Annotated in this window: 22 protein-coding genes; 11 read left to right on the forward strand and 11 right to left on the reverse strand. The window is 74.5% G+C overall.

Going from position 1 to position 19,439, the window contains the following annotated elements:
* Positions 1-82: 82 nt before the first annotated feature.
* The 4 genes from Q0840_RS13305 to Q0840_RS13320 all read right to left on the reverse strand — a co-directional run bounded on the left by Q0840_RS13305 (position 83) and on the right by Q0840_RS13320 (position 4,803).
* Complete coding sequence (locus Q0840_RS13305) at positions 83-1,834, reverse strand: ABC transporter ATP-binding protein (protein ID WP_298460112.1); 1,752 nt, start codon at positions 1,832-1,834, stop codon at positions 83-85.
* A 111-nt stretch (positions 1,835-1,945) separates the two neighbouring features.
* Entirely contained in the window at positions 1,946-3,301 is a 1,356-nt protein-coding gene (locus Q0840_RS13310) for an SPFH domain-containing protein (RefSeq protein WP_367183132.1), read from the reverse strand.
* Positions 3,301-3,840, reverse strand: a complete 540-nt coding sequence (locus Q0840_RS13315; RefSeq protein WP_298460114.1) for an NfeD family protein — start codon at positions 3,838-3,840, stop codon at positions 3,301-3,303. Before Q0840_RS13315 ends, Q0840_RS13310 begins: the two co-directional genes overlap by 1 nt.
* Positions 3,841-4,017: 177 nt before the next feature.
* A complete protein-coding gene (locus Q0840_RS13320; protein WP_298460117.1) occupies positions 4,018-4,803 on the reverse strand; it encodes an ABC transporter ATP-binding protein in 786 nt (261 codons plus the stop codon).
* 154 nt (positions 4,804-4,957) lie between these two features.
* Here Q0840_RS13320 and Q0840_RS13325 point away from each other — a divergent pair, with 154 nt between their 5' ends.
* A complete protein-coding gene (locus Q0840_RS13325; protein ID WP_298460119.1) occupies positions 4,958-5,755 on the forward strand; it encodes a hypothetical protein in 798 nt (265 codons plus the stop codon).
* Between the two features lie 106 nt (positions 5,756-5,861).
* Here Q0840_RS13325 and Q0840_RS13330 read toward each other — a convergent pair whose 3' ends face one another.
* A complete protein-coding gene (locus Q0840_RS13330) occupies positions 5,862-6,110 on the reverse strand; it encodes a hypothetical protein (protein WP_298460121.1) in 249 nt (82 codons plus the stop codon).
* 165 nt (positions 6,111-6,275) lie between these two features.
* Positions 6,276-7,493: a glycogen synthase gene (glgA, locus tag Q0840_RS13335; RefSeq protein WP_298460123.1), complete on the reverse strand. Its 1,218-nt coding sequence runs from the start codon at positions 7,491-7,493 to the stop codon at positions 6,276-6,278.
* 82 nt (positions 7,494-7,575) lie between these two features.
* On the opposite strand from glgA, the gene glgC reads away from it, so the two are divergent.
* The 3 genes from glgC to Q0840_RS13350 all read left to right on the forward strand — a co-directional run bounded on the left by glgC (position 7,576) and on the right by Q0840_RS13350 (position 10,368).
* On the forward strand, positions 7,576-8,817 hold the full coding sequence (gene glgC, locus Q0840_RS13340) for a glucose-1-phosphate adenylyltransferase (protein ID WP_298460124.1): 1,242 nt from the start codon (positions 7,576-7,578) through the stop codon (positions 8,815-8,817).
* Positions 8,818-8,905: 88 nt separating this feature from the next.
* A complete protein-coding gene (gene serB, locus Q0840_RS13345; RefSeq protein WP_298460127.1) occupies positions 8,906-9,652 on the forward strand; it encodes a phosphoserine phosphatase SerB in 747 nt (248 codons plus the stop codon).
* Complete coding sequence (locus tag Q0840_RS13350) at positions 9,649-10,368, forward strand: ThuA domain-containing protein (RefSeq protein ID WP_298460129.1); 720 nt, start codon at positions 9,649-9,651, stop codon at positions 10,366-10,368. The genes serB and Q0840_RS13350 overlap by 4 nt, the downstream gene beginning before the upstream one ends.
* A gap of 12 nt (positions 10,369-10,380) precedes the next feature.
* Here the strand turns inward: Q0840_RS13350 and Q0840_RS13355 are convergent, their stop codons facing one another.
* From Q0840_RS13355 to Q0840_RS13365, 3 genes are all read right to left on the reverse strand, one after another.
* A complete protein-coding gene (locus Q0840_RS13355; RefSeq protein WP_298460131.1) occupies positions 10,381-10,911 on the reverse strand; it encodes a histidine phosphatase family protein in 531 nt (176 codons plus the stop codon).
* Positions 10,912-10,916: 5 nt separating this feature from the next.
* A complete protein-coding gene (gene fabI, locus Q0840_RS13360) occupies positions 10,917-11,684 on the reverse strand; it encodes an enoyl-ACP reductase FabI (RefSeq protein WP_298460132.1) in 768 nt (255 codons plus the stop codon).
* 85 nt (positions 11,685-11,769) lie between these two features.
* Positions 11,770-12,516 (reverse strand): beta-ketoacyl-ACP reductase, encoded by a 747-nt coding sequence (locus tag Q0840_RS13365; protein WP_298460133.1) that lies wholly within the window; start codon positions 12,514-12,516, stop codon positions 11,770-11,772.
* A 183-nt stretch (positions 12,517-12,699) separates the two neighbouring features.
* Between Q0840_RS13365 and Q0840_RS13370 the strand changes: the two genes are divergently transcribed.
* Genes Q0840_RS13370 through Q0840_RS13380 form a run of 3 tightly spaced genes read left to right on the forward strand, consistent with a single transcriptional unit; the run spans position 12,700 to position 14,280 of the window.
* The gene (locus Q0840_RS13370; RefSeq protein WP_298460135.1) at positions 12,700-13,191 is read left to right on the forward strand and encodes a DUF3099 domain-containing protein; all 492 of its coding nucleotides are present in this window, start codon (positions 12,700-12,702) and stop codon (positions 13,189-13,191) included.
* Positions 13,184-13,444 (forward strand): hypothetical protein, encoded by a 261-nt coding sequence (locus Q0840_RS13375; RefSeq protein WP_298460137.1) that lies wholly within the window; start codon positions 13,184-13,186, stop codon positions 13,442-13,444. The genes Q0840_RS13370 and Q0840_RS13375 overlap by 8 nt, the downstream gene beginning before the upstream one ends.
* Positions 13,441-14,280 (forward strand): SURF1 family protein, encoded by an 840-nt coding sequence (locus tag Q0840_RS13380; RefSeq protein ID WP_298460139.1) that lies wholly within the window; start codon positions 13,441-13,443, stop codon positions 14,278-14,280. Before Q0840_RS13375 ends, Q0840_RS13380 begins: the two co-directional genes overlap by 4 nt.
* Positions 14,281-14,314: 34 nt before the next feature.
* Here the strand turns inward: Q0840_RS13380 and Q0840_RS13385 are convergent, their stop codons facing one another.
* Positions 14,315-15,085, reverse strand: coding sequence for a TetR/AcrR family transcriptional regulator (locus tag Q0840_RS13385; protein WP_298460140.1), 771 nt, complete (start codon positions 15,083-15,085; stop codon positions 14,315-14,317).
* 73 nt (positions 15,086-15,158) lie between these two features.
* Between Q0840_RS13385 and Q0840_RS13390 the strand changes: the two genes are divergently transcribed.
* Positions 15,159-15,548 (forward strand): VOC family protein, encoded by a 390-nt coding sequence (locus Q0840_RS13390; protein ID WP_298460141.1) that lies wholly within the window; start codon positions 15,159-15,161, stop codon positions 15,546-15,548.
* 25 nt (positions 15,549-15,573) lie between these two features.
* Here the strand turns inward: Q0840_RS13390 and Q0840_RS13395 are convergent, their stop codons facing one another.
* Positions 15,574-17,172: an ABC-F family ATP-binding cassette domain-containing protein gene (locus Q0840_RS13395; RefSeq protein WP_298460142.1), complete on the reverse strand. Its 1,599-nt coding sequence runs from the start codon at positions 17,170-17,172 to the stop codon at positions 15,574-15,576.
* 155 nt (positions 17,173-17,327) lie between these two features.
* Between Q0840_RS13395 and Q0840_RS13400 the strand changes: the two genes are divergently transcribed.
* The 3 genes from Q0840_RS13400 to Q0840_RS13410 are packed head-to-tail and all read left to right on the forward strand — an operon-like array spanning position 17,328 to position 19,346.
* Positions 17,328-18,002: a biotin transporter BioY gene (locus Q0840_RS13400; protein ID WP_298460144.1), complete on the forward strand. Its 675-nt coding sequence runs from the start codon at positions 17,328-17,330 to the stop codon at positions 18,000-18,002.
* A 25-nt stretch (positions 18,003-18,027) separates the two neighbouring features.
* Positions 18,028-18,738, forward strand: coding sequence for an energy-coupling factor ABC transporter ATP-binding protein (locus Q0840_RS13405; RefSeq protein ID WP_298460146.1), 711 nt, complete (start codon positions 18,028-18,030; stop codon positions 18,736-18,738).
* Positions 18,735-19,346, forward strand: a complete 612-nt coding sequence (locus tag Q0840_RS13410) for an energy-coupling factor transporter transmembrane protein EcfT (RefSeq protein ID WP_298460148.1) — start codon at positions 18,735-18,737, stop codon at positions 19,344-19,346. The genes Q0840_RS13405 and Q0840_RS13410 overlap by 4 nt, the downstream gene beginning before the upstream one ends.
* Positions 19,347-19,439 lie beyond the last annotated feature (93 nt).

The raw sequence follows: 19,439 nt of genomic DNA on the forward strand, positions 1-19,439 counted from the left end.
GCAGGCACTCCTCCGGGCGCAGGCACTCCTCCGGGCGCAGGCGCTCCGCCGCCGGCGGCCGGCGGGCGGGGGCCCCGGACGCTCACGCGGCCGCCTCCTGCGCGCTGAGCTGGGACAGCACGATCTCGCGGTACGTGTCCGACGTCTCCATGAGCTCGGTGTGCGTCCCGGCGCCGACGACGGTGCCCTCGTCGAGGACGACGATGTGGTCGGCGTGCCGGATGGTGGCGACCCGTTGGGCGACCACCAGGACGGTGGCGTCGCGGGTCGCGGGGGCCAGCGCCGCCCGCAGACGGGCGTCGGTCGCGACGTCGAGGGCGGAGAAGGCGTCGTCGAACAGGTACAGCGCGGGGCGCCGCACCAGGGCGCGGGCGATGGCCAGGCGCTGCCGCTGGCCGCCGGACAGGTTCGTGCCGCCCTGGGTGACCGGCGCGTCCAGACCGCCGGCGAGCCGCTCCACGAAGTCGCGCGCCTGCGCGACCGCGAGGGCGTGCCACAGCTCGTCCTCGGTGGCGTCCGGCTTGCCGTACCGCAGGTTGGAGGCGACGGTCCCGCCGAACAGGTACGCCTTCTGCGGGACCAGGCCGATCCCGGACCACAGGTCCTGCGGGTCCCGGTCGCGCACATCCACACCGTCCACGAGCACCGCACCCCCGGTGACCTCGGCGAGCCGCGGGACGAGGTTGAGCAGCGTCGTCTTGCCCGAGCCGGTCGAGCCGATGATCGCGGTGGTGCGGCCGGGCAGCGCCGTGAGGCTGACCCCGCGCAGCACCGCCGCCTCGGCGCCGGGATAGCGGAACTCCACGTCGCGCAGCTCGAGCCGTCCCCTCGCCGACCCCGCGGCGGCACCCGCCGGGACCACCGGCCGCGCCGGCGGACGGACGCTGGGCTGGGTGTCCAGCACGGCGGTGATGCGCTCGGAGGCCACCACCGCCCGGGGCACCATCACGAACATCATCGTGGCCATCAGGACGGCCATGAGGATGTACATGATGTAGCTGAGGAAGGCGATGAGGGCGCCGACCTGCATCTCCCCCGAGTCGATGCGCCGGCCGCCGAACCAGATCACCGCGACGCTGGTCACGTTCATCACCAGCAGCACGGCCGGGAACATCAGCGCCATCAGCCGGCCGATCCGCACCGAGGTGCGCATCAGCTCGGTGCTGGCCTCGGCGAACCGCGCCGTCTCGCGACGCTCGCGCACGAACGCGCGGATGACCCGCACACCCGCGATCTGCTCGCGCAGCACGCCGTTGATCCGGTCGATGCGCGTCTGCATGACGCGGAAGTGCGGCACCATGCGCCGCACGATGAGCGCGATGATCACCGCGAGGGTCGGCACCGACACGACCAGCAGCCCGGACAGGACGACGTCCTCGCGCAGTGCCATCACGACGCCGCCGACCAGCATGAACGGGGCGACGACCATGAGGGTGAGCGAGAACAGCACGACCATCTGGACCTGCTGGACGTCGTTGGTCGTGCGGGTGATGAGCGACGGCGCCCCGAAGTGCCCGACCTCCTGCGCGGAGAAGCCCTGCACGTGGGTGAACAGCGCCGCCCGCACGTCGCGGCCCAGCGCCATCGCGGTGCGCGCACCGAAGAGGACGGCGACCACAGCGCAGCCGACCTGCGCCAGGCTGATCGCCAGCATCACGGCGCCCACCCGCAGGATGTAGCCGGTGTCCCCGGCCGCGACGCCCCGGTCGATGATGTCGGCGTTCAGCGACGGCAGCAGCAGCGTCGCCGCGGTCTGCAGCAGCTGGAGCACGAGCACGGCGACGACGGCGCCCCGATACGGGCGCAGGTGTCGGCGCAGCAAGGGGACGAGCACGGGGCCTCCGCCGGGTCAGGCGTCGCGGTGGGACCGCGCGCCTCGACGACAATAGGCCGCCGACGGCGCGCGGTGCGCCACTGATTTGTCGGACGCGCCGACGTGCGTGGCCTACCGGCGGGTGTCCGGCGGCTCGGTCGTCGGCGGCTCGGTCGTCGGCGGCTCGGTGGTCGTCGGCCCGGCCGTCGTCGTCGCACCACCCGGCTCGGCGGCGCGGTCGGGACCCGCCTCGGCGGACGAGCTCCGGTCGGACGGCCGCTGGGACGACGGTGGCACCGCCGGTGCTCCCGGTGGCTGGCCGTGCACCGGCTGGGTCGGCGTCGGCTCGGTCGCGGTCGGCCCGGTGGGCGCCGGCCGCCGGGAGCCCGTGTACGGACGCTGGCCCGCCTCGGCGCGCCGGTCGGCCGGGCTGCCGCTGAGCGTGCCGGCACTCACCGCGTCCGCGGTCGCCGCCTCGGAGTCGCGCCGGGCCTGGGCCAGGGCGGCGCCGGGGTCCGGCAGGACGGTCGGCGGCAGGTCCTCCGACCGCACCGGGGACGACCCCGCCGGACGGCTCGGGGCTTCCCCGCCGTCCGCGGACATCGCGCCGGCGAACCCCTGCGTGAGCTGACCGAGCGCGCCGGTGAGCTCCGACGGGACGATCCAGACCTTGTTCGCCGCGCTGCCGGCGATCTTCGGCAGCGTCTGCAGGTACTGGTACGCGAGCAGCTTGGGGTCCGCGTCGCCGCGGTGGACCGCGTCGAACACCTGCAGGATCGCGCGCGCCTCGCCCTCGGCGTTGAGGATCGCGGCCTGCGCCGACCCCTCCGCCCGCAGGATCGCCGCCTGCCGGTCACCCTCGGCGGTGAGGATCTGCGACTGCTTGACGCCCTCGGCGGTCAGGATGGCGGCGCGGCGGTCCCGCTCGGCGCGCATCTGCTGCTCCATCGAGCCCTGGATGGACTGCGGCGGGTCGATCGACTTCAGCTCGACCCGGTTGACGCGCACACCCCAGCGACCGGTGGCGTCGTCGAGCACGCCGCGCAGCTGGCCGTTGATCTGGTCACGGCTGGTCAGCGTCTGCTCGAGGTCCATCGACCCGACCACGTTGCGCAGCGTGGTGACGGTGAGCTGCTCGATGCCGGTGATGTAGTTGGCGATCTCGTACACCGCGGACTTGGGGTCGGTGACCTGGAAGTAGATGACGGTGTCGATGCTCACCACGAGGTTGTCCGAGGTGATCACGGGCTGCGGCGGGAACGACACGACCTGCTCGCGCAGGTCGACCGCCGCGCGGACACGGTCCACGAAGGGGATGAGCAGGTGCAGACCCGCGTCCAGGGTGCGGTTGTACCGGCCCAGCCGCTCGATGATCAGCGCCACGGTCTGCGGGACGATCCGCACCGCGCGGACCAGTGCCACCACGACGAAGACGAGCAGCAGCCCCAGGACGATGTAGCCCAGGACCGTGCCGAGGGTGAGATCCACTACGCGTTCTCCTTCGGACGGTGCAGACGGGGGTGGGCGGCGAACCGCTGGGCCAGCCGTCCGGCCTGCGGGTCGGGCACGGGGTGGTCGGGCCGGGCGGGGATGCCCACGGAGGCGTGGTCGACGACGGCGGCGGCGCCGTCGATCCGCACCACGCGGACCTCCTCGCCCTCGGGCAGGACGAGCCCCTCGCGGGCGGACCGGGCGGACCAGACCTCGCCGGAGAGCTTGACCCGGCCGCCGTGGACGTCCACGTCCTCGACCACGATCGCGAGCCGGCCCACCTGCGCCGCGGCGTTGGTCTCCACCAGCGGCACCCGGTCACGCAGGCTGCGCAGCAGCCACGGCCTGATGGCCACCAGCAGCAGCGCCGACACGACCGCCAGGACGACGATCTGCACCGACAGCGGCGCCCCGAGGGCGCCGGCGATGCCGGCGGCGATCGCGCCGCCGGCGAACATGATCAGCACGAGGTCGAGCGTGAGCACCTCGATCGCGACGAGCAGCAGAGCCGCTCCCAGCCACCACAACCAGTCCATCGTGGTCCCCTCCCGGGTGGGAGCACCCCGCACCTGCGGTGCGCTCCGGGCACCGCAGGCGGTGCCTCGACCCAGCATATCGGGGTCCGTCGCGGCTCCGGGCTCGGCGCCTCACCGTTCCGGGCTCGGCGTCTCAGCGCTCCCAGTCCGGCGTCTCACCGCTCCGGGCTCGGCGTCTCAGCGCTCTGCGCGCGCCGACCAGCGACCCTCGTGGCGCTCGACCGTGAGCGGCAGACCGAAGGCGCCGGAGAGCTGCTCGGCGGTGAGCACCTGGTCCAGCGGTCCGGCCGCGTGCACCCGACCGTCGCGCAGCAGCATGAGGTGGGTGAACCCGGGCGGGATCTCCTCGACGTGGTGCGTGACCAGGACGAGCAACGGGGACCGTGGGTCCGCGGCGAGCTCGGACAGCGCGCCGACCAGCTCCTCGCGACCGCCGAGGTCCAGGCCGGCGGCCGGCTCGTCGAGCAGCAGCAGCTCGGGGTCGGTCATCAGGGACCGGGCGATCTGGGCCCGCTTGCGCTCGCCCTCGCTCAGCGTCCCGAAGGTCCGGTCGGCGAGGTCGGCGACCCCGAAGGCGGCCATGAGGTCCGCGGCGCGCTCCTCGTCCGGCGCCTCGTAGCTCTCCCGCCAACGGCCGGTCACCCCGTAGGCGGCGGTGAGCACGACGTCGCGCACGGTCTCCCCCGACGGGATCCGGTCCGCGAGCGCCGAGCTGGCGAGCCCGATGCGCTGGCGCAGCTCGAAGACGTCGACGCGGCCCATCCGCTCCCCGAGCAGGTCGGCGGTCCCCGAGCTCGGGTGCATGCGTCCGGCGGCGATCTGCAGCAGGGTGGTCTTGCCCGCGCCGTTGCGGCCCAGCACCACCCAGCGCTCACCGTCCCCGACCTGCCACGTCACCTCGTCGAGGATGGTCTTGGTCCCCCGGCGGATGGACACGGCCTGCAGGTCGAGCACCTCGTTCATGAGGACCGACCCTAGCCTGCGCCCCGCCGCCCGGCCGGGCCGCCGCGCGCACCGCCCCGTGCCGCGGCACCCGGGGACGGCGCCCGGGCGAGCGGGCGCAGGCGATCGCATGCCGTCGGGGTGCCGGGTCGTGCCGGGTCGTAGGTTGGTCGCCGTGGATACGACCCCCGACGTTCTCGCCCTGCCGCGCTCGGTGCTGCTGGCCCTGTGGGCGCACGGCGTCGGCGCGGGCGCCGGCCCCCTTCAGCAGGCGCTGGCCGCCGTGCAGGGCGACGACGAGCCGCACACCGTGCGCGTCGGTGAGGGCGCGGAGCCGTCCGAGGACGGACTGGCCGGGCTGCTGGCGGCGTGGGCCGGTGGGCCCCGGGAGGTCGCCGCCGTGCTGCCGGCGCCCGGTGATCTTTCCGGGGTCCCCGCCGCGGTCAGCCGGTTGTCGGTCGACGCCGGGGAGTGCGTCCTGGTGCACGCGGCGGCGGGCTCCTTCGCCGCGGTGCCCGTGGTCGAGGAGTTCGGCAGCGCCCTCGAGCCCGGGCACCTGGTGACCTGGGAGGTGCGTGCGGTGCCGGACTGGCGCACGTCCCTGCTGGGCGTGCTCGGCACGCTCGCCGACGCCGAGCGTGAGCTGCGGCTCGCGCTGATCTCGGCCACGGAGGCGCTCGCCTCGCTCGACGTCGCCCGGTGGCGGCCCGACGCCGCCGAGGCGATCGCGGCCCTGCGCTCGGAGGTCGGCCCCGGCTGGCCGGTCCCCGGCTCGCTCGACGGGCGTCGGGTGCGCGTGCTGGCCAGCGCCGCCCGGCTCCGGGCGATCGTCGCCCTGGCCACCGCCGACGACGGCGGCGCGGTCAACCTGTGGCAGGCGGACCAGCGGTCCACCGCCCTGCGTGAGGTGGACCGGGCCGCGCGGCGGGCGATGGCGGCGGCGACGGCCACCGTGGCCACCGGCCCCGCCTGACCCGCCGCCGGCCCGGCTCGACTCGACCCGCGGCGTGCCGGACCGGCGGTACCCCGGCGACCGGCCGGACCGGCAGCGCGTCCCTGCCGGCTGGAACGGCTGGCGGCTAGTGGGCGAAGAATGCCCGCGCGGCGTCGCTGCGCCAGCCCGGCGCCCACTTGTCCAGCACGGCAGCCTTGGACGGCGTCATCGTCCCCGCGTCCCACGAGGCGATCCACGCGCGGTGCAGCGCGATGCGCTCGCGGTCGCTCGGCATGCCGGCGGGGCGTGTCGGGGACGCGTCCAGCGGCACGAAGACGAAGCCGGGGGCTGCGGTGCAGGGGGTCGGGACGGTCGGTGCCGTGGCGGTGCTCATGGTCGTGCTCCTGCGGTGGACGGGTGCCGGTCCTGTCCTCATCGTCCGGCCGGTCGCGCCCGTGAGGGGCGTGCCACCGTCCGGTGACGACCGGCCCGGTCGCGGGCGGCCGCCGTCACCCGGTCGGCCGAGTCCCCTGTCACCGGCAGGGCCGCCCGCACCCGGTCAGCCGATGACGGACCGGTACACCTCGATGGTGCGGTCGGCGATCGCGTCCCAGGAGAAGTGGTCTTCGACCCGGCGCCGGGCCGCCACCCCCATCGCGGCGGCCCGCTGGGGGTCGCCGACGACGGCGGTCAGTGCGGCGGCGAGGTCGGCGACGAAGCGGTCGGGGTCCAGCGGCGTGCCGGTGCCGTCCTGCGCCTGGTCGATCGGGACCAGCAGGCCCGTCACGCCGTCGTCGACCACCTCGGGGATGCCGCCGGTCGCGGTGCCGACCACCGGCAGGCCCACCGCCATCGCCTCGAGGTTGACGATGCCGAGCGGCTCGTACACCGACGGGCAGGCGAACACGGTGCCGCTGGCCAGCACCGCGACCAGCTCCTCGCGCGGCAGCATCCGGGAGATCCAGAACACCCCGCTGCGGGTCTGGGCGAGCGTCTCGACGAGCCCGCGGACCTCGGCCTCGATCTCCGGGGTGTCCGGCGCCCCCGCGCACAGCACGAGCTGCACCTCGGGCGGCAGCTCGGCGGCGGCCCGCAGGAAGTACGGCAGGCCCTTCTGCCGGGTGATGCGACCGACGAACACCACCGACGGCCGGTCCGGGTCGATCCCCAGCCCCCGCACGACGGCGTCGGCGGCGTCCCCGGCCGGCGTCCCGGGCTCGGGGCGCTGCCAGCCGGCCAGGTCGATGCCGTTGTGCACCACGTGGACCTTGTCCGGGTCGACCTGCGGGTAGCAGCGCAGGATGTCCGCACGCATGCCGGCGCTCACCGCGATGATCCCGGCGGCTCCCTCGTACGCGGTCCGCTCGGCCCACGAGGACAGCGCGTAGCCGCCGCCGAGCTGCTCGGCCTTCCACGGGCGCAGCGGCTCCAGGCTGTGCGCGGAGACCACGTGCGGGACGCCGTGCAGCAGTCCCCCGAGGTGACCGGCGAGGTTGGCGTACCAGGTGTGGGAGTGCAGCAGGTCGGCGCCCGCGACGTCGTCGGCGATGGCCAGGTCGACGCCGAAGGTGGCCAGCGCGGCGTTCGCGGCCGAGAGCTCCGCCGGCACGCCGTACCCCGTGACGCCCTCCCCGGACGCGGGGCCGCTGGAGCCGGTGAAGCAGCGCACGCGCACGTCGATGCTTCGGCGCAGGACGGCGGAGAGCTCGGCGACGTGGACCCCCGCCCCTCCGTAGACGTTCGGGGGGTACTCGCGGGTCAGCAGGTCGACTCTCATCCGCCGCACGCTAGCGCGACACGTCGGGGTGAGCAGCCCCTACGGGTGGCCTGGCTCACAGTCGCGGGCCTATGTTCGCTCCATGGCAGCGCCGCGCGTACTCGCAATCGTCCTCGCAGGTGGGGAAGGGAAGCGACTCATGCCGCTCACCTCCCACCGTGCCAAGCCCGCCGTCCCGTTCGGAGGCATCTACCGACTGGTCGACTTCGCCCTGTCGAACCTCGTGAACTCGGGCTACCTGAAGATCGTCGTGCTGACGCAGTACAAGTCGCACAGCCTGGACCGGCACGTCACGAAGACGTGGCGCATGTCGCCCCTGCTGGGCAACTACATCGCGCCGGTCCCCGCGCAGCAGCGGGTGGGCAAGCACTGGTACCTCGGCAGCGCCGACGCGATCTACCAGTGCCTGAACATCATCGACGACGAGCGCCCGGACATCGTGGTCGTGGTTGGCGCCGACCACGTCTACCGGATGGACTTCTCCCAGATGGTCGACTCGCACATCGAGTCCGGGGCGGAGATGACGGTCGCCGCGATCCGCCAGCCGATCGCCATGTCGACCGAGTTCGGCGTCATCGAAACCGACCCCAGCGACCCGACCCGGATCACGGCCTTCCGGGAGAAGCCGTCCGACCCGGTCGGGCTGGCCGACTCCCCCGGGGAGATCCTGGCGTCCATGGGGAACTACGTCGCCAACGCGGACGCGCTGCGCCGCGCGGTGACGGAGGACGCCGAGGACCCGGACTCCAAGCACGACATGGGCGGCGACCTCGTCCCCGCGTTCGTCGCCAAGGGCACCGCGGGGGTCTACGACTTCATCCACAACGACGTGCCCGGGTCCACCGACCGCGACCGCGACTACTGGCGCGACGTCGGCACGCTGGACTCGTACTTCGAGGCCAACAAGGACCTCATCTCGATCAACCCGGTGTTCAACGTCTACAACGACGAGTGGCCGCTGCACACCGGCTACACCGGGCTGCCGCCGGCCAAGTTCGTGCACGCCGGGCCGGACCGGGTCGGGTACGCGGCCGACTCGGTGGTGTCGCCCGGGGTGATCGTCTCCGGTGCGACCGTGTCCGGCTCGGTCCTGTCCCCGGGGGTGTACCTGCACTCGTGGTCGGCGGTCTCCGACAGCGTCCTGATGGACGGCGTCAAGGTGCACCGCCACGCGCAGATCCACCGCGCGATCCTGGACAAGAACGTCATCGTCCCCGAGCGCACGCGGATCGGCCTGGACCCCGACCACGACCGTGCCCGCGGGTTCACGGTGACCGAGAGCGGGATCACCGTGGTCCCCAAGGGCACCGTCGTCGAGCCGTAGCGGTCCGCGCGCTGCCGCAGCCGGGCGCGGCGGCGGGACGGCCGGACCATGACGCCGGACGCCGTCCCGCCGCCGCTACGCTGCCCCGGTGACCAGCCACGCCGCCGAGCCGACCACAGGGGCTGACCGCAGGCCGGACCGCAGGCTCGTGGTGATGGACGTCGACTCGACCCTGATCACCGGCGAGGTCGTCGAGATGCTCGCCGAGCGGGCCGGAGCGGGCGACGTGGTCGCCGCGGTCACGGAGCGGGCCATGCGCGGTGAGATCGACTTCGCGACCTCCCTGCACGAGCGGGTCGCCCTGCTCGCCGGGCTCCCGGTCTCGGTGCTGGCCGACGTCACCGACGCCCTCGTCCTGACCCCCGGGGCGCGCGAGCTGCTGGCCGAGCTGGCGCGGCGCGACTGGCCGGTCGGCCTGGTGTCCGGCGGGTTCGCCGAGATCGTCGAGCCGCTCGCCGCCTCGCTCGGCATCCGTCGCACCGTGGCGAACCGGCTGGAGGTGGCCGACGGCCGGTTGACCGGGCGCGTGCGGGGGGCTGTGGTCGACCGTGCCCGCAAGGCGGTCGCGCTGCGCGAGTTCGCCGCCGCCGAGGCGGTCCCGCTCGGGCGCTGCGTGGCGATCGGGGATGGCGCCAACGACCTGGACATGATCGCCGCGGCCGGCCTGGGGATCGCCTTCAACGCCAAGCCGCTGGTCCGCGAGCACGCCGACGCCGCCGTCGACGAGCGCCTGGACGCCGTGCTCGACATCATCGACCGGAGCACACCGCCCGCCACCGACCTGTCCCCGCTGTCCGCGCCGTCCGCGCACCCCCGACCCGACGAGGTGTCATGACCGCCACCGCCCACCCCACCGAGCCCGCCACGTTCGGCACGGCCGTCGTGCTGACCAGCCGGGGGCCGGCGTATGCCGACCCCTGGCACGACCTGACCGGCGTCGCCGCGTCGATCGCCGGACTGCTGGGCGAGGCGGGTCTGGACGTGGAGGTCCGCGACGACGTCGCCGACGCGCTCGACGACCACGCCGGGCGCTCGCTCGTCGTGGTGTCGGTCTCCGGCGCGGTCGACGGGCCCGGCCTCGAGCAGGAGGTGGCCGAGGCCGACCGCATCGGCGCGGCCCTCGATCGTCACGTCGCCGCCGGCGCCCCGGTGCTGGCCGTCCACGCCGGGGGGATGGCGTTCCCGGCGGTACCGCGCTGGCACCGGCTGCTCGGGGCGCGCTGGGTGCACGGCACGTCCGGCCACCCCGACCTGGGGCTGTGCACCGTCCAGGTCGACCGGTCGGCGCACCCGGTCACGGCCGGCCTGGCGGACATCACGCTCGAGGACGAGCGGTACAGCGACCTGGACGTGCTGCCCGACCGCCAGCCGCTGGTGACGCACGAGCACGACGGGCGCACGCACCCGCTCGTGCTGGTCGGCACGGTCGACGGCAGCAGGGTCGTGTACGACGCCCTGGGTCACGACGGTCGGTCCTACGCCGCCGAGGAGCGCCGTGAGCTGCTGCGGCGCGAGGCCCGCTGGGCGGCCGGGCTGCCGCCGGTGGGCTGACGGACCGGGCAGTTAGAGGTCCGGGGAGATGACAGCACGCAGGTCGACCGCGCCGGCGGCGAGGGCCTGCCAGTGGTCGTCGAGCTCGAGGACCACGTAGGTCGCCGTCGGCACCCCCGCCCGCACCCGGGCCACCGCGGTCGCGTCGGAGGCCGCACCGGCGAGGGCCGCCGCGGTCGCCGACATCGTCGGCTCGTGCCCCACCACCAGGACCGTGCGCACCCGCTCGTCGACCTCGCGGAGCACCCGCACGACGTCGTCGACGCCCGCGGTGTACAGCGCGTCGGTCAGCACGACCTCGGGCTCGGCGTCGCCGAAGGCCCCGCGCAGCAGCTCCCAGGTCTGCCGGGTGCGCACCGCCGGGGACACCAGCACGACCTCGGGCACGAGGTCGGTGGCGCGCAGCGCGGTCCCGACCCGTCCCGCCTGACGGCGGCCGTCCAGGGCCAGCGGGCGGACCTCGTCGGCTGCGCCGTCACCCGGTTCTGCCTTGGCGTGCCGGAGCAGGACGAGCCGGCGGGTGCGGTCGGAGATCGGCGACATGCCGCCTACAGTCCCATCGCGTGCACGCCGCCGTCGACGTGCACGATCTCCCCGGTGGTCGCCGGGAACCAGTCGGACAGCAGCGCGGCGACCGCGCGGGCGGTCGGCTCGGGGTTCGTGACGTCCCAGCCGAGCGGTGCGCGCTCGGGCCAGCCGCCCTCCATGGTCTCGAACCCCGGGATGGACTTGGCCGCGGTGGTGCGGATGGGGCCGGCCGAGACGAGGTTGACCCGCACACCCTGGGGACCGAGGTCGCGCGCCAGGTAGCGGGCGGTCGACTCGAACGCGGCCTTGGCCACGCCCATCCAGTCGTAGACCGGCCAGGCGTAGCGGGCGTCGAAGGTCAGGCCGACGACGGACGCGCCGCGGCTGAGCAGCGGCTGCGCGGCGACCGCGAGCGACTTCAGGGAGAAGGCCGACACCTCCAGGGCGGTGGCGACGTCCGCCCACTGGCCGGCCAGGAAGTTGCCGCCCATGACGGACTGCGGCGCGAAGCCGATCGAGTGCACGACGCCGTCGAGGTGGTCGGTGTGCTCGCGCACCCGGTCGGCGAGCGCCGCGAGGTCCTCGTCCGACGTGACGTCGAGCTGCACGACGGGTGCCTCGACCGGCAGCCGGCGAGCGATCGCCTGGGTGAGCCGGAACTGGCGCCCGAACGACGTCAGCACGACCTCGGCGCCCTGCTCCTGGGCGAGCCGCGCCACGTGGAAGGCGATCGAGCCGTCGGTGAGGACACCGGTGATGAGGAGCTTCTTGCCGTCGAGCAGACCCATGGGGACTTCCGTTCGTCAGGTTCGTCGGGGACGTCGTGCGGTGCCGCGCTCCGGCCCGCGGGTGCGGCGGTGCGCGGGTGCGGGCCTAGTGGCCCATGCCGAGGCCGCCGTCGACGGGGATCACGGCCCCGCTGATGTAGGCGGCGTCGTCGGAGGCCAGGAACTGGACCACGCCGGCGACCTCCTCGGGCTGGGCGAACCGGCCGGCGGGGATGGACGCGCGGTAGGCGGCCTGGCGGTCGTCGGGCAGCGCGGCCGTCATCGCGGTGTCGATGTACCCGGGGGCGACGACGTTGGCGGTGACCCCCCGGCCGCCGAGCTCGCGGGTGATCGACCGGGCCATGCCGACCAGGCCCGCCTTCGACGCCGCGTAGTTCACCTGGCCCGGCGACCCGTACAGGCCCACCACCGACGAGATGAGGATGATGCGGCCGCGGCGCAGCCGGATCATGCCCTTGGACGCGCGCCGCGCGCACCGGAAGGACCCGGTGAGGTTGACGTCCAGGACGTCGTCGAAGTCCTCGTCGGACATCCGCAGCATGAGACCGTCACGGGTGACGCCGGCGTTGGCGACCAGCACCTCCACGGGGCCGTGCGCGGCCTCGACCTCGGTGAAGGCGGCGTCGACGGACGCGGTGTCGCGCACGTCGCCCACGACCCCGAGCACGCCGTCGGGCAGGTCGCCGCTGCGGTACAGCGTGGCGACGCGGTCCCCGGCGGCGACGAACCGCTCGGCGATGGCGCGGCCGATGCCGCGGTTCGCGCCGGTGACGAGCACACTGCGCGGCTCGCGGGCGGCGGTCGGTGCGGGCTCGGTGCCTGTCTGCGTCACGCGTCTCCTCCGTCGTGGTGCGGCTGCGCGGACCCACGCCGCGCCACGCCCACCGACGCTAGCCGACGGGCCCCGCGCCGTCGTGGCACGGACGCACACCGATGCCGGGAGTGGTTTGTCACATCCGTACAAGTCACAGGGCCCTATCACGCCGACTCCGGGACTGGCGACTAAACTCATGTGGTGAGCAACCGCCGCATCCGCAGTGACGCCGAGGTGCACACCATCACCTCCGCCGCCGTCCCCCTCGGGGACGACATCGACCGGCGAGCCCGCCGGTACCTGTTCCAGATGGGTCTGCGCACGCTCTGCTTCCTGGGCGCGGTGCTGACCTTCGGTCGCGTCCCGTCCTGGGCGTCGATCGCCATGATCGTCGGCGCCGTCGTGCTGCCCTACATCGCCGTCGTGCTGGCCAACGCCGGGCGCGAGCGCCCCGAGCGCCCCGAGGAGGTGCTCCACCAGCGTCAGCTCGCCGCAGCGGCCGGCGCCGGCACGCCGTGGCCGTCGTCCGCCGCGGGCGGTCCCGCGCCTTTCCCCCCGGTCGTGGACCAGCCGTTCCCCACGCCGTCCGCCGCACGCGGCTCCGCCCCGTTCGGCTCGGACCCGTACGGCTCGGACCCGTACGGCTCGGCCGCGGCCGGGACTGCCGACCCGGACCGACGCCGGCATGGTTGATCTCCTCGGCCCCCGCCCGGACGCCGTCGACGAGCTGGTCTGCAGCTCGCGCGGCTGCCGGGCGGAGGCGACGTGGGGGCTGCTGTGGAACAACCCCGCGCTGCACACCCCGGACCGCCGCAAGGTCTGGCTCGCCTGCGACGAGCACCGGCAGCACCTCGAGACGTTCCTGGGCACGCGCTCGTTCCTGCGCGCGACCGTCCCGGTCACGGACCTGGAGACCCGGCCGGGGACGGCCGAACCGTCGGCATGACCATGCCCGTCGACCGCGCGGCGACCCGGCGTGCCGCCGGCCTCGTCGCCATCGCCGTGGCCCTGGCGGTGGTGTGCACCCTGCTCGGCCTGTGGCAGTGGCACCGCGCCGAGTCCCGGTCCGCGGCGATCGCGGTCGTCGAGTCGAACTTCGCCGCCGACCCGGTGCCCCTGGACGCGGTCCTGGACTCCCCCGGCGACGCGCTGGCCGAGGACGAGGTCTGGCGACCGGTCCGGGTCTCGGGCCGCTACGACGCCGACGCCGCGGTCCTGCTGCGCAACCGCCCGGTGAACGGGCGGCCGGCCTTCCACGTGCTGGTCCCCTTCGTGGTCGACCGGCCGGACGGCGGCACCGCCGTCCTAGTCGTCGACCGGGGCGCCATCACCACCGACCAGGACGCGGGCGACGTCCCCCCGCCCGCCGGCCCGGTCGACCTGGTCGTGCGGCTGCGGGCCGGTGAGCCGACGTCGCCCCGCGACGCCCCCGCCGGCCAGGTTCAGGCCATCGCGGTCGGCCAGGTGCTCGAGGCCGGCGGCGCGTCCGACGACGTCCCGGCGTACCGGGCGTACGGCGCTCTGGTGAGCGAGGACCCGGCCGCCCAGGCCGCGCTGGGCCCGCTGCCCGAGCCCAGCACCGACCCCGGGTCGCACCTGTCCTACGCGCTGCAGTGGTGGACGTTCGCGCTCGGCTCGCTGATCGGCTTCTCCGTGCTGGCCCGGCGTGAGCTCACCGCGAGCGACGACGAGCCGGGAGCCGAACCGACGCCGCCGCGACGTCGTCGGGCGCCGAGCGCCGAGGACATCGAGGACGCCCTGATCGACGCCCAGCTGCGCTGACTCCCGCTCACCTGGACGGCGGGCGAGCGCACGGTCACAGCCGGGGAGCCGGCTCGACCAGTGCTGCCAGACCGTCGAGCAGGCGCTGCAGACCGAAGGCGTAGGCATGGTCGGGGTCGTGCGCGCTGCCATGGGCAATGCCGGCGGCGGTCCCGATCCGCACGGCCCGGGGGAAGCGGCGCTCGTCCAGGACGCCGGCGAGCAGCGGCCCCGCGGCGGCCCACCACTGCTCGTCGGTCGACGGCTCGTGCCGCTGCCGCTCGCGGGCGTCGTGCGCGTCGCGGGCGCTGGCACGGACGAAGGACAGCAGCAGCGTCAGGCAGTCGTCGACGGCCACGTCGTCCAGGCCGCACCCGTCGAAGGCTGCCAGCTCGTGCTCGTACTTGGCCATCTGCCCCGGTCCCAGCGGCGGTCGTAGCGTCGAGATCTCCGCAGCCCACGGGTGTGCCCGGAACAGCTCGCGGTTCTCCTCGGCGACCGATCCGGCGCGCTCGCGCCAGGGCCGCGCGGCGACGTCCCGGCGCGGCATCGCCGCGTAGACGGTGTCCAGCATCAGGTCGAGGAGCTGGTCGCGGTCGCTCACGTAGGTGTAGAGCGACATGGTGCCCACGCCGGCGCGGTCCGCCAGCCTGCGCATCGTGACGGCCTCCACCCCGTGCTCGTCGGCCAGCGTGACGGCCGTCGTGACGACCTCGGCGAGGTCGAGCCCTCGGCGTGGGCCCCGCCGGGGGGCCCCCTCGGGCGTGCGCCACAGCAGCGCGAGGGTACGGGCGGGGTCGCCGGCGCTGGATCGGTTGCGGGTCACGGGAACATCCTCGGCCGATCCGTCGTTGGACAGTTACTCCGTACATCGTACGGATCATCGTCGGGGGGACCCCATGCGCATCACCGCCAGCGCCATCTCGCTCAACGTCGAGGACGTCGAGGCGTCCAGCACCTTCCTGGTGACTCACTTCGCGTTCCACGTGGACATGGCGGCGCCCGGGTTCGCGAGCCTGAGCCGGCCCGACGCCGGCATGAGTGTCGTCTTCCTCCAGCGCGGGCTGCCGACCCTGCCGGCCGACCAGCGCGAGGAGCACGCTCGCGGTCAGATCCTCGCCTTCGTCGTCGACGACCTCGAGGGCGAGCTCGCCCGGCTGCAGCGCGAGGGCGTGCCGATCACCATGCCGCTGACCGCCGAGGAGTGGGGCGAGCGAGCCTTCCAGGTCCGCGATCCCAACGGCGTCATCGTGCAGCTGGTCGACTGGGACGGACCGGTGACCACCTGATCCCGGGCCGCGCGGACGGCGAGGGTCAGGCCAGCGAGATGAGGTCCGCGTACGCCGGGCCCCACAGGTCCTCGACGCCGTCGGGCAGCAGGACGACGCGCTCGGGGTTGAGGGCCTCCACCGCGCCCTCGTCGTGCGAGACGAGCACGACGGCGCCCTCGTAGGACCGCAGCGCCCCGAGGATCTCCTCGCGGCTGGCCGGGTCCAGGTTGTTGGTCGGCTCGTCCAGCAGGAGGACGTTGGCCGAGGAGACGACGAGCGCGGCCAGTGCTAGGCGGGTCTTCTCCCCACCGGACAGCACCCGGACGGGCTTGTCGGCGTCGTCCCCGGAGAACAGGAAGGAGCCCAGCACCGAGCGCACCTGGGTGTCGGTGAGGTCGGGCGCGGACGAGCGCAGGTTCTCCACCACGGTGCGCGAGATGTCGAGCGTCTCGTGCTCCTGGGCGTAGTACCCGAGCTTGAGGCCGTGGCCGGCGTGGACCTCGCCGGTGTCCGGGACGTCGATGCCGGCGAGCATCCGCAGGAGGGTCGTCTTGCCGGCGCCGTTGAGCCCGACGATGACCACCCGGCTGCCCTTGTCGATCGCCAGGCCGACGTCGGTGAAGACCTCCTGCGAGCCGTACGTCTTGCTCAGCCCCGAGGCGGTCAGCGGCGTCTTGCCGCACGGCGCCGGCGTCGGGAAGCGCAGGCGCGCCACCTTGTCCGACGCGCGCACCTCGTCCAGGGAGGACAGCATCCGCTCGGCGCGGCGGGCCATGTTCTGGGCGGCGACGGCCTTGGTGGCCTTGGCGCGCATCTTGTCCGCCTGTGCGAGCAGGACCGACGCCTTCTTCTCGGTGTTCGCGCGCTCGCGCTTGCGCCGCTTCTCGTCGGTCTCGCGCTGCTGCAGGTAGGCGTCCCAGCCGAGGTTGTACTGGTCGAGCTCGCCGCGGTTGGCGTCGAGGTGGAACACCTTGTTGACGGTCGCGCGGAGCAGGTCGGTGTCGTGGCTGATCACCACGAACCCGCCCGGGTAGGACTTGAGGTAATCGCGCAGCCACAGGATCGAGTCGGCGTCGAGGTGGTTGGTGGGCTCGTCGAGCAGCAGCGTCTCCACCCCGGAGAACAGGATGCGGGCCAGCTCGACGCGGCGGCGCTGGCCGCCCGACAGGGTCCCGATCGTCTGGCCCAGGACGCGCTCGTCAAGACCCAGGTTCGAGGCGATCCGGCTGGCCTCGCTCTCCGCGGCGTACCCGCCACCGGCGGTGAAGCGCGCCTCCAGCCGGGTGTACCGCTCCATGGCGGCGTCCCGTGTCGCGTCGTCGGCGCTGGCCATCGCGCCCTCGGTCTCGCGCATCGCCCGGACCACCTCGTCCAGGCCACGGGCGGACAGCACCCGGTCCATGGCGACGGTGCCCAGGTCGCCGGTCCGCGGGTCCTGCGGCAGGTAGCCGATCTCGCCGGACCGGACGATCTGGCCCGCGGTCGGCAGCGTCTCCCCCGCGAGGGTCTTCGTCAGCGTCGTCTTGCCGGCGCCGTTGCGGCCCACCAGCCCGATCCGGTCCCCGGCGGCGATCCGGAAGGTCGCCTCCTCCAGCAGGACGCGGGCGCCGACGCGTAGCTCGACGGCCTGGGCAGTGATCACGGTGTGACTTCCTTACAACCTGCGGTCCCGGGGGTTGGACGCGGACACAAACGCCGACCATCGTACGACCGGCTAGCGTGACGACCGGTCGCGCCGGGCGCCGCTGCGCCGACGACCACCTCACACCACGTCCCCACGCGGAACCGGAGCGAGCCATGCCGACCCCCCCGGAGCACGAGTCCACCTCCCCGACGCCGTCGGCGGCGCGACCCGGACCGGGTACCCCCACCGGCGGCGCCTCGGTGCTGCCGTCCGCGGCCGCGCGGACCTCCGTCGCGACCGACGTCGCCCTCGTGTCGACCTTCGCGGCGTTCATCGCCGTCTGCGCGCTGCTGCCGGCGATCCCGGTCGCCGGGCTCGCGGTGCCGATCACGCTGCAGACCTTCGGGGTGATGCTGGCCGGGACCGTGCTCGGGGCGCGCCGCGGTGCGCTGGCCGCGCTGCTGTACGTCGTCGTGGGGCTGGCCGGTCTGCCCGTGTTCTCCGGTGGGGCCGGCGGGCTCGCGATCGTAGGCGGTGCGTCGTTCGGCTACCTCCTCGCGTTCCCGATCGCCGCCGCGATCGCCGGTGCGCTGGTCACGGCCGGCCGACGGGCCAGAACCGGTCGCCTGCCGCTCGTCGTCTTCGGCGCGGCGATGGCGGGCAGCCTGCTGGCGACGCACCCGCTGGGGATCACCGTCATGGGCTGGCGGCTGGGCATGGGCCCGGCCGAGGCGATCGCCACCGGCGCCACCTTCCTGCCCGGCGACGTGATCAAGAACGTGCTGGTCGCGGTCGTGGCGACCGCGGTGTTCCGGGCGTTCCCGGACATGCTCCGTCACCGCCGTTGAGCGTGGTGCCGACCACGACCGCCGGATGATCGAGTTCGAGCAGGCCACGGTCGTCGCGCAGGGGGCCGACGGTCCCGACGGGCGCGCCGTCGACGTGACCATCCTGCACCCGGTCACGTGCCGGCTCACCGAGCGGCGCATCGCCGTGGTCGGGGCCAACGGCTCGGGCAAGTCCACGCTGGCCCGGCTGGTGAACGGGCTGGCCACGCCGTCGTCGGGCCGGGTGGTGGTCGACGGCCTCGACACCGTCCGTGACGGTGCGGCGGTCCGCCGGCGGGTCGGTTTCGTGTTCACCGACCCCGACGCCCAGCTCGTGATGCCCACGCCGCGGGAGGACGTCGCGCTCTCGCTGCGCCGGCTGCCGGTCGACCGGGCCGAGCGCGACGAGCGCGTGCGCGCCGTCCTGGGCCGCTTCGGCCTGGCCGACCGTGCCGAGGTCAGCGTGCACGCGCTCTCCGGCGGCCAGAAGCAGCTGCTGGCGCTGGCCGGCGTGCTGGCCACGGAGCCGGCCGTGCTGGTGTGCGACGAGCCGACGACGCTGCTCGACCTGCGCTGGCGGCGCGTCGTCGACCACCTGCTGGACGCCCTCGACCAGCAGGTGCTGCAGGTGACGCACGACCTCGAGGCCGCCGCCCGCGCCGACCGCGTCCTGGTGGTCGACGCCGGGCACGTCGTCTTCGACGGTCCCGCGGCGGACGGCGTCGGGCACTACCGCGACCTGATGGCGGTCCGGTGACCATCCCGATGCCGCTGGGGCAGTACCGGCACGGCACGGGCCTGCTGCACCGGCTGCCGGTGCCCGCCAAGCTCGCCGGCCTGGCGGTGCTCGGCATCGCCGTGGTGGTCACCCGGGGACCGCTGCCCGCGCTGCTGCTGCTGGCGGTCGCGCTGGTCGGCGTCCGCACGGCGGGCGTGCGCTGGCGGGGCGCCGTCCGGTCGCTGCCGCCGGTGCTGGTCACGGCGGCCGTGCTGACCGTCTACCAGTGGTGGCAGCGCGGCCCCGCCGTGGCGATCGAGGTCAGCGCCGACCTGCTCACCCTCGTGCTGGCCGCGACGGCGGTCACCGCCAGCACGCCGGCCGACCGGATGCTCGACGTCCTGGAGCGGGCGGTCCGGCCGCTGCGCCACGTCGGGGTGCGGCCCGACGTCGTCGCCCTCGCCGTCGCGCTCATGCTCCGCGCGGTGCCGGCGGTGCTGACGACCGCCCACGAGGTCCGCGACGCCGCCCGCGCACGCGGGCTCGAGCGCAACCCGCGCGCGCTGCTGGTGCCGACCGCGGTCCGCACCGTGGCCCGGGCCCGGTCCACCGGGGAGGCGCTGGCCGCCCGGGGCATCGGCGACTGAGACCGCCCGCGAACCGGTGCCGCGGCGTCGGCGGCGGCTCTAGGGTGGGACCCGCAGGTGGCGGCCACGCCTCTGCGCCTCACGCGTCGCCCA

Origin of the sequence: uncultured Cellulomonas sp. (assembly GCF_947494015.1) — a bacterium.
Taxonomy (GTDB): Bacteria; Actinomycetota; Actinomycetes; order Actinomycetales; family Cellulomonadaceae; genus Pengzhenrongella.

What these genes read in the sequence shown, in the direction of transcription:
- fabI (WP_298460132.1), bottom strand. Translation starts at nt 11,684, where the DNA reads ATGGGTCTGCTCGACGGCAAGAAGCTCCTCATCACCGGTGTCCTCACC.
- Q0840_RS13315 (WP_298460114.1), bottom strand. Translation starts at nt 3,840, where the DNA reads ATGGACTGGTTGTGGTGGCTGGGAGCGGCTCTGCTGCTCGTCGCGATC.
- Q0840_RS13390 (WP_298460141.1), top strand. Translation starts at nt 15,159, where the DNA reads ATGCGCATCACCGCCAGCGCCATCTCGCTCAACGTCGAGGACGTCGAG.
- Q0840_RS13355 (WP_298460131.1), bottom strand. Translation starts at nt 10,911, where the DNA reads ATGTCGCCGATCTCCGACCGCACCCGCCGGCTCGTCCTGCTCCGGCAC.
- Q0840_RS13400 (WP_298460144.1), top strand. Translation starts at nt 17,328, where the DNA reads ATGCCGACCCCCCCGGAGCACGAGTCCACCTCCCCGACGCCGTCGGCG.
- Q0840_RS13350 (WP_298460129.1), top strand. Translation starts at nt 9,649, where the DNA reads ATGACCGCCACCGCCCACCCCACCGAGCCCGCCACGTTCGGCACGGCC.
- Q0840_RS13320 (WP_298460117.1), bottom strand. Translation starts at nt 4,803, where the DNA reads ATGAACGAGGTGCTCGACCTGCAGGCCGTGTCCATCCGCCGGGGGACC.
- glgC (WP_298460124.1), top strand. Translation starts at nt 7,576, where the DNA reads ATGGCAGCGCCGCGCGTACTCGCAATCGTCCTCGCAGGTGGGGAAGGG.
- Q0840_RS13375 (WP_298460137.1), top strand. Translation starts at nt 13,184, where the DNA reads ATGGTTGATCTCCTCGGCCCCCGCCCGGACGCCGTCGACGAGCTGGTC.
- Q0840_RS13330 (WP_298460121.1), bottom strand. Translation starts at nt 6,110, where the DNA reads ATGAGCACCGCCACGGCACCGACCGTCCCGACCCCCTGCACCGCAGCC.
- Q0840_RS13380 (WP_298460139.1), top strand. Translation starts at nt 13,441, where the DNA reads ATGACCATGCCCGTCGACCGCGCGGCGACCCGGCGTGCCGCCGGCCTC.
- Q0840_RS13405 (WP_298460146.1), top strand. Translation starts at nt 18,028, where the DNA reads ATGATCGAGTTCGAGCAGGCCACGGTCGTCGCGCAGGGGGCCGACGGT.
- glgA (WP_298460123.1), bottom strand. Translation starts at nt 7,493, where the DNA reads ATGAGAGTCGACCTGCTGACCCGCGAGTACCCCCCGAACGTCTACGGA.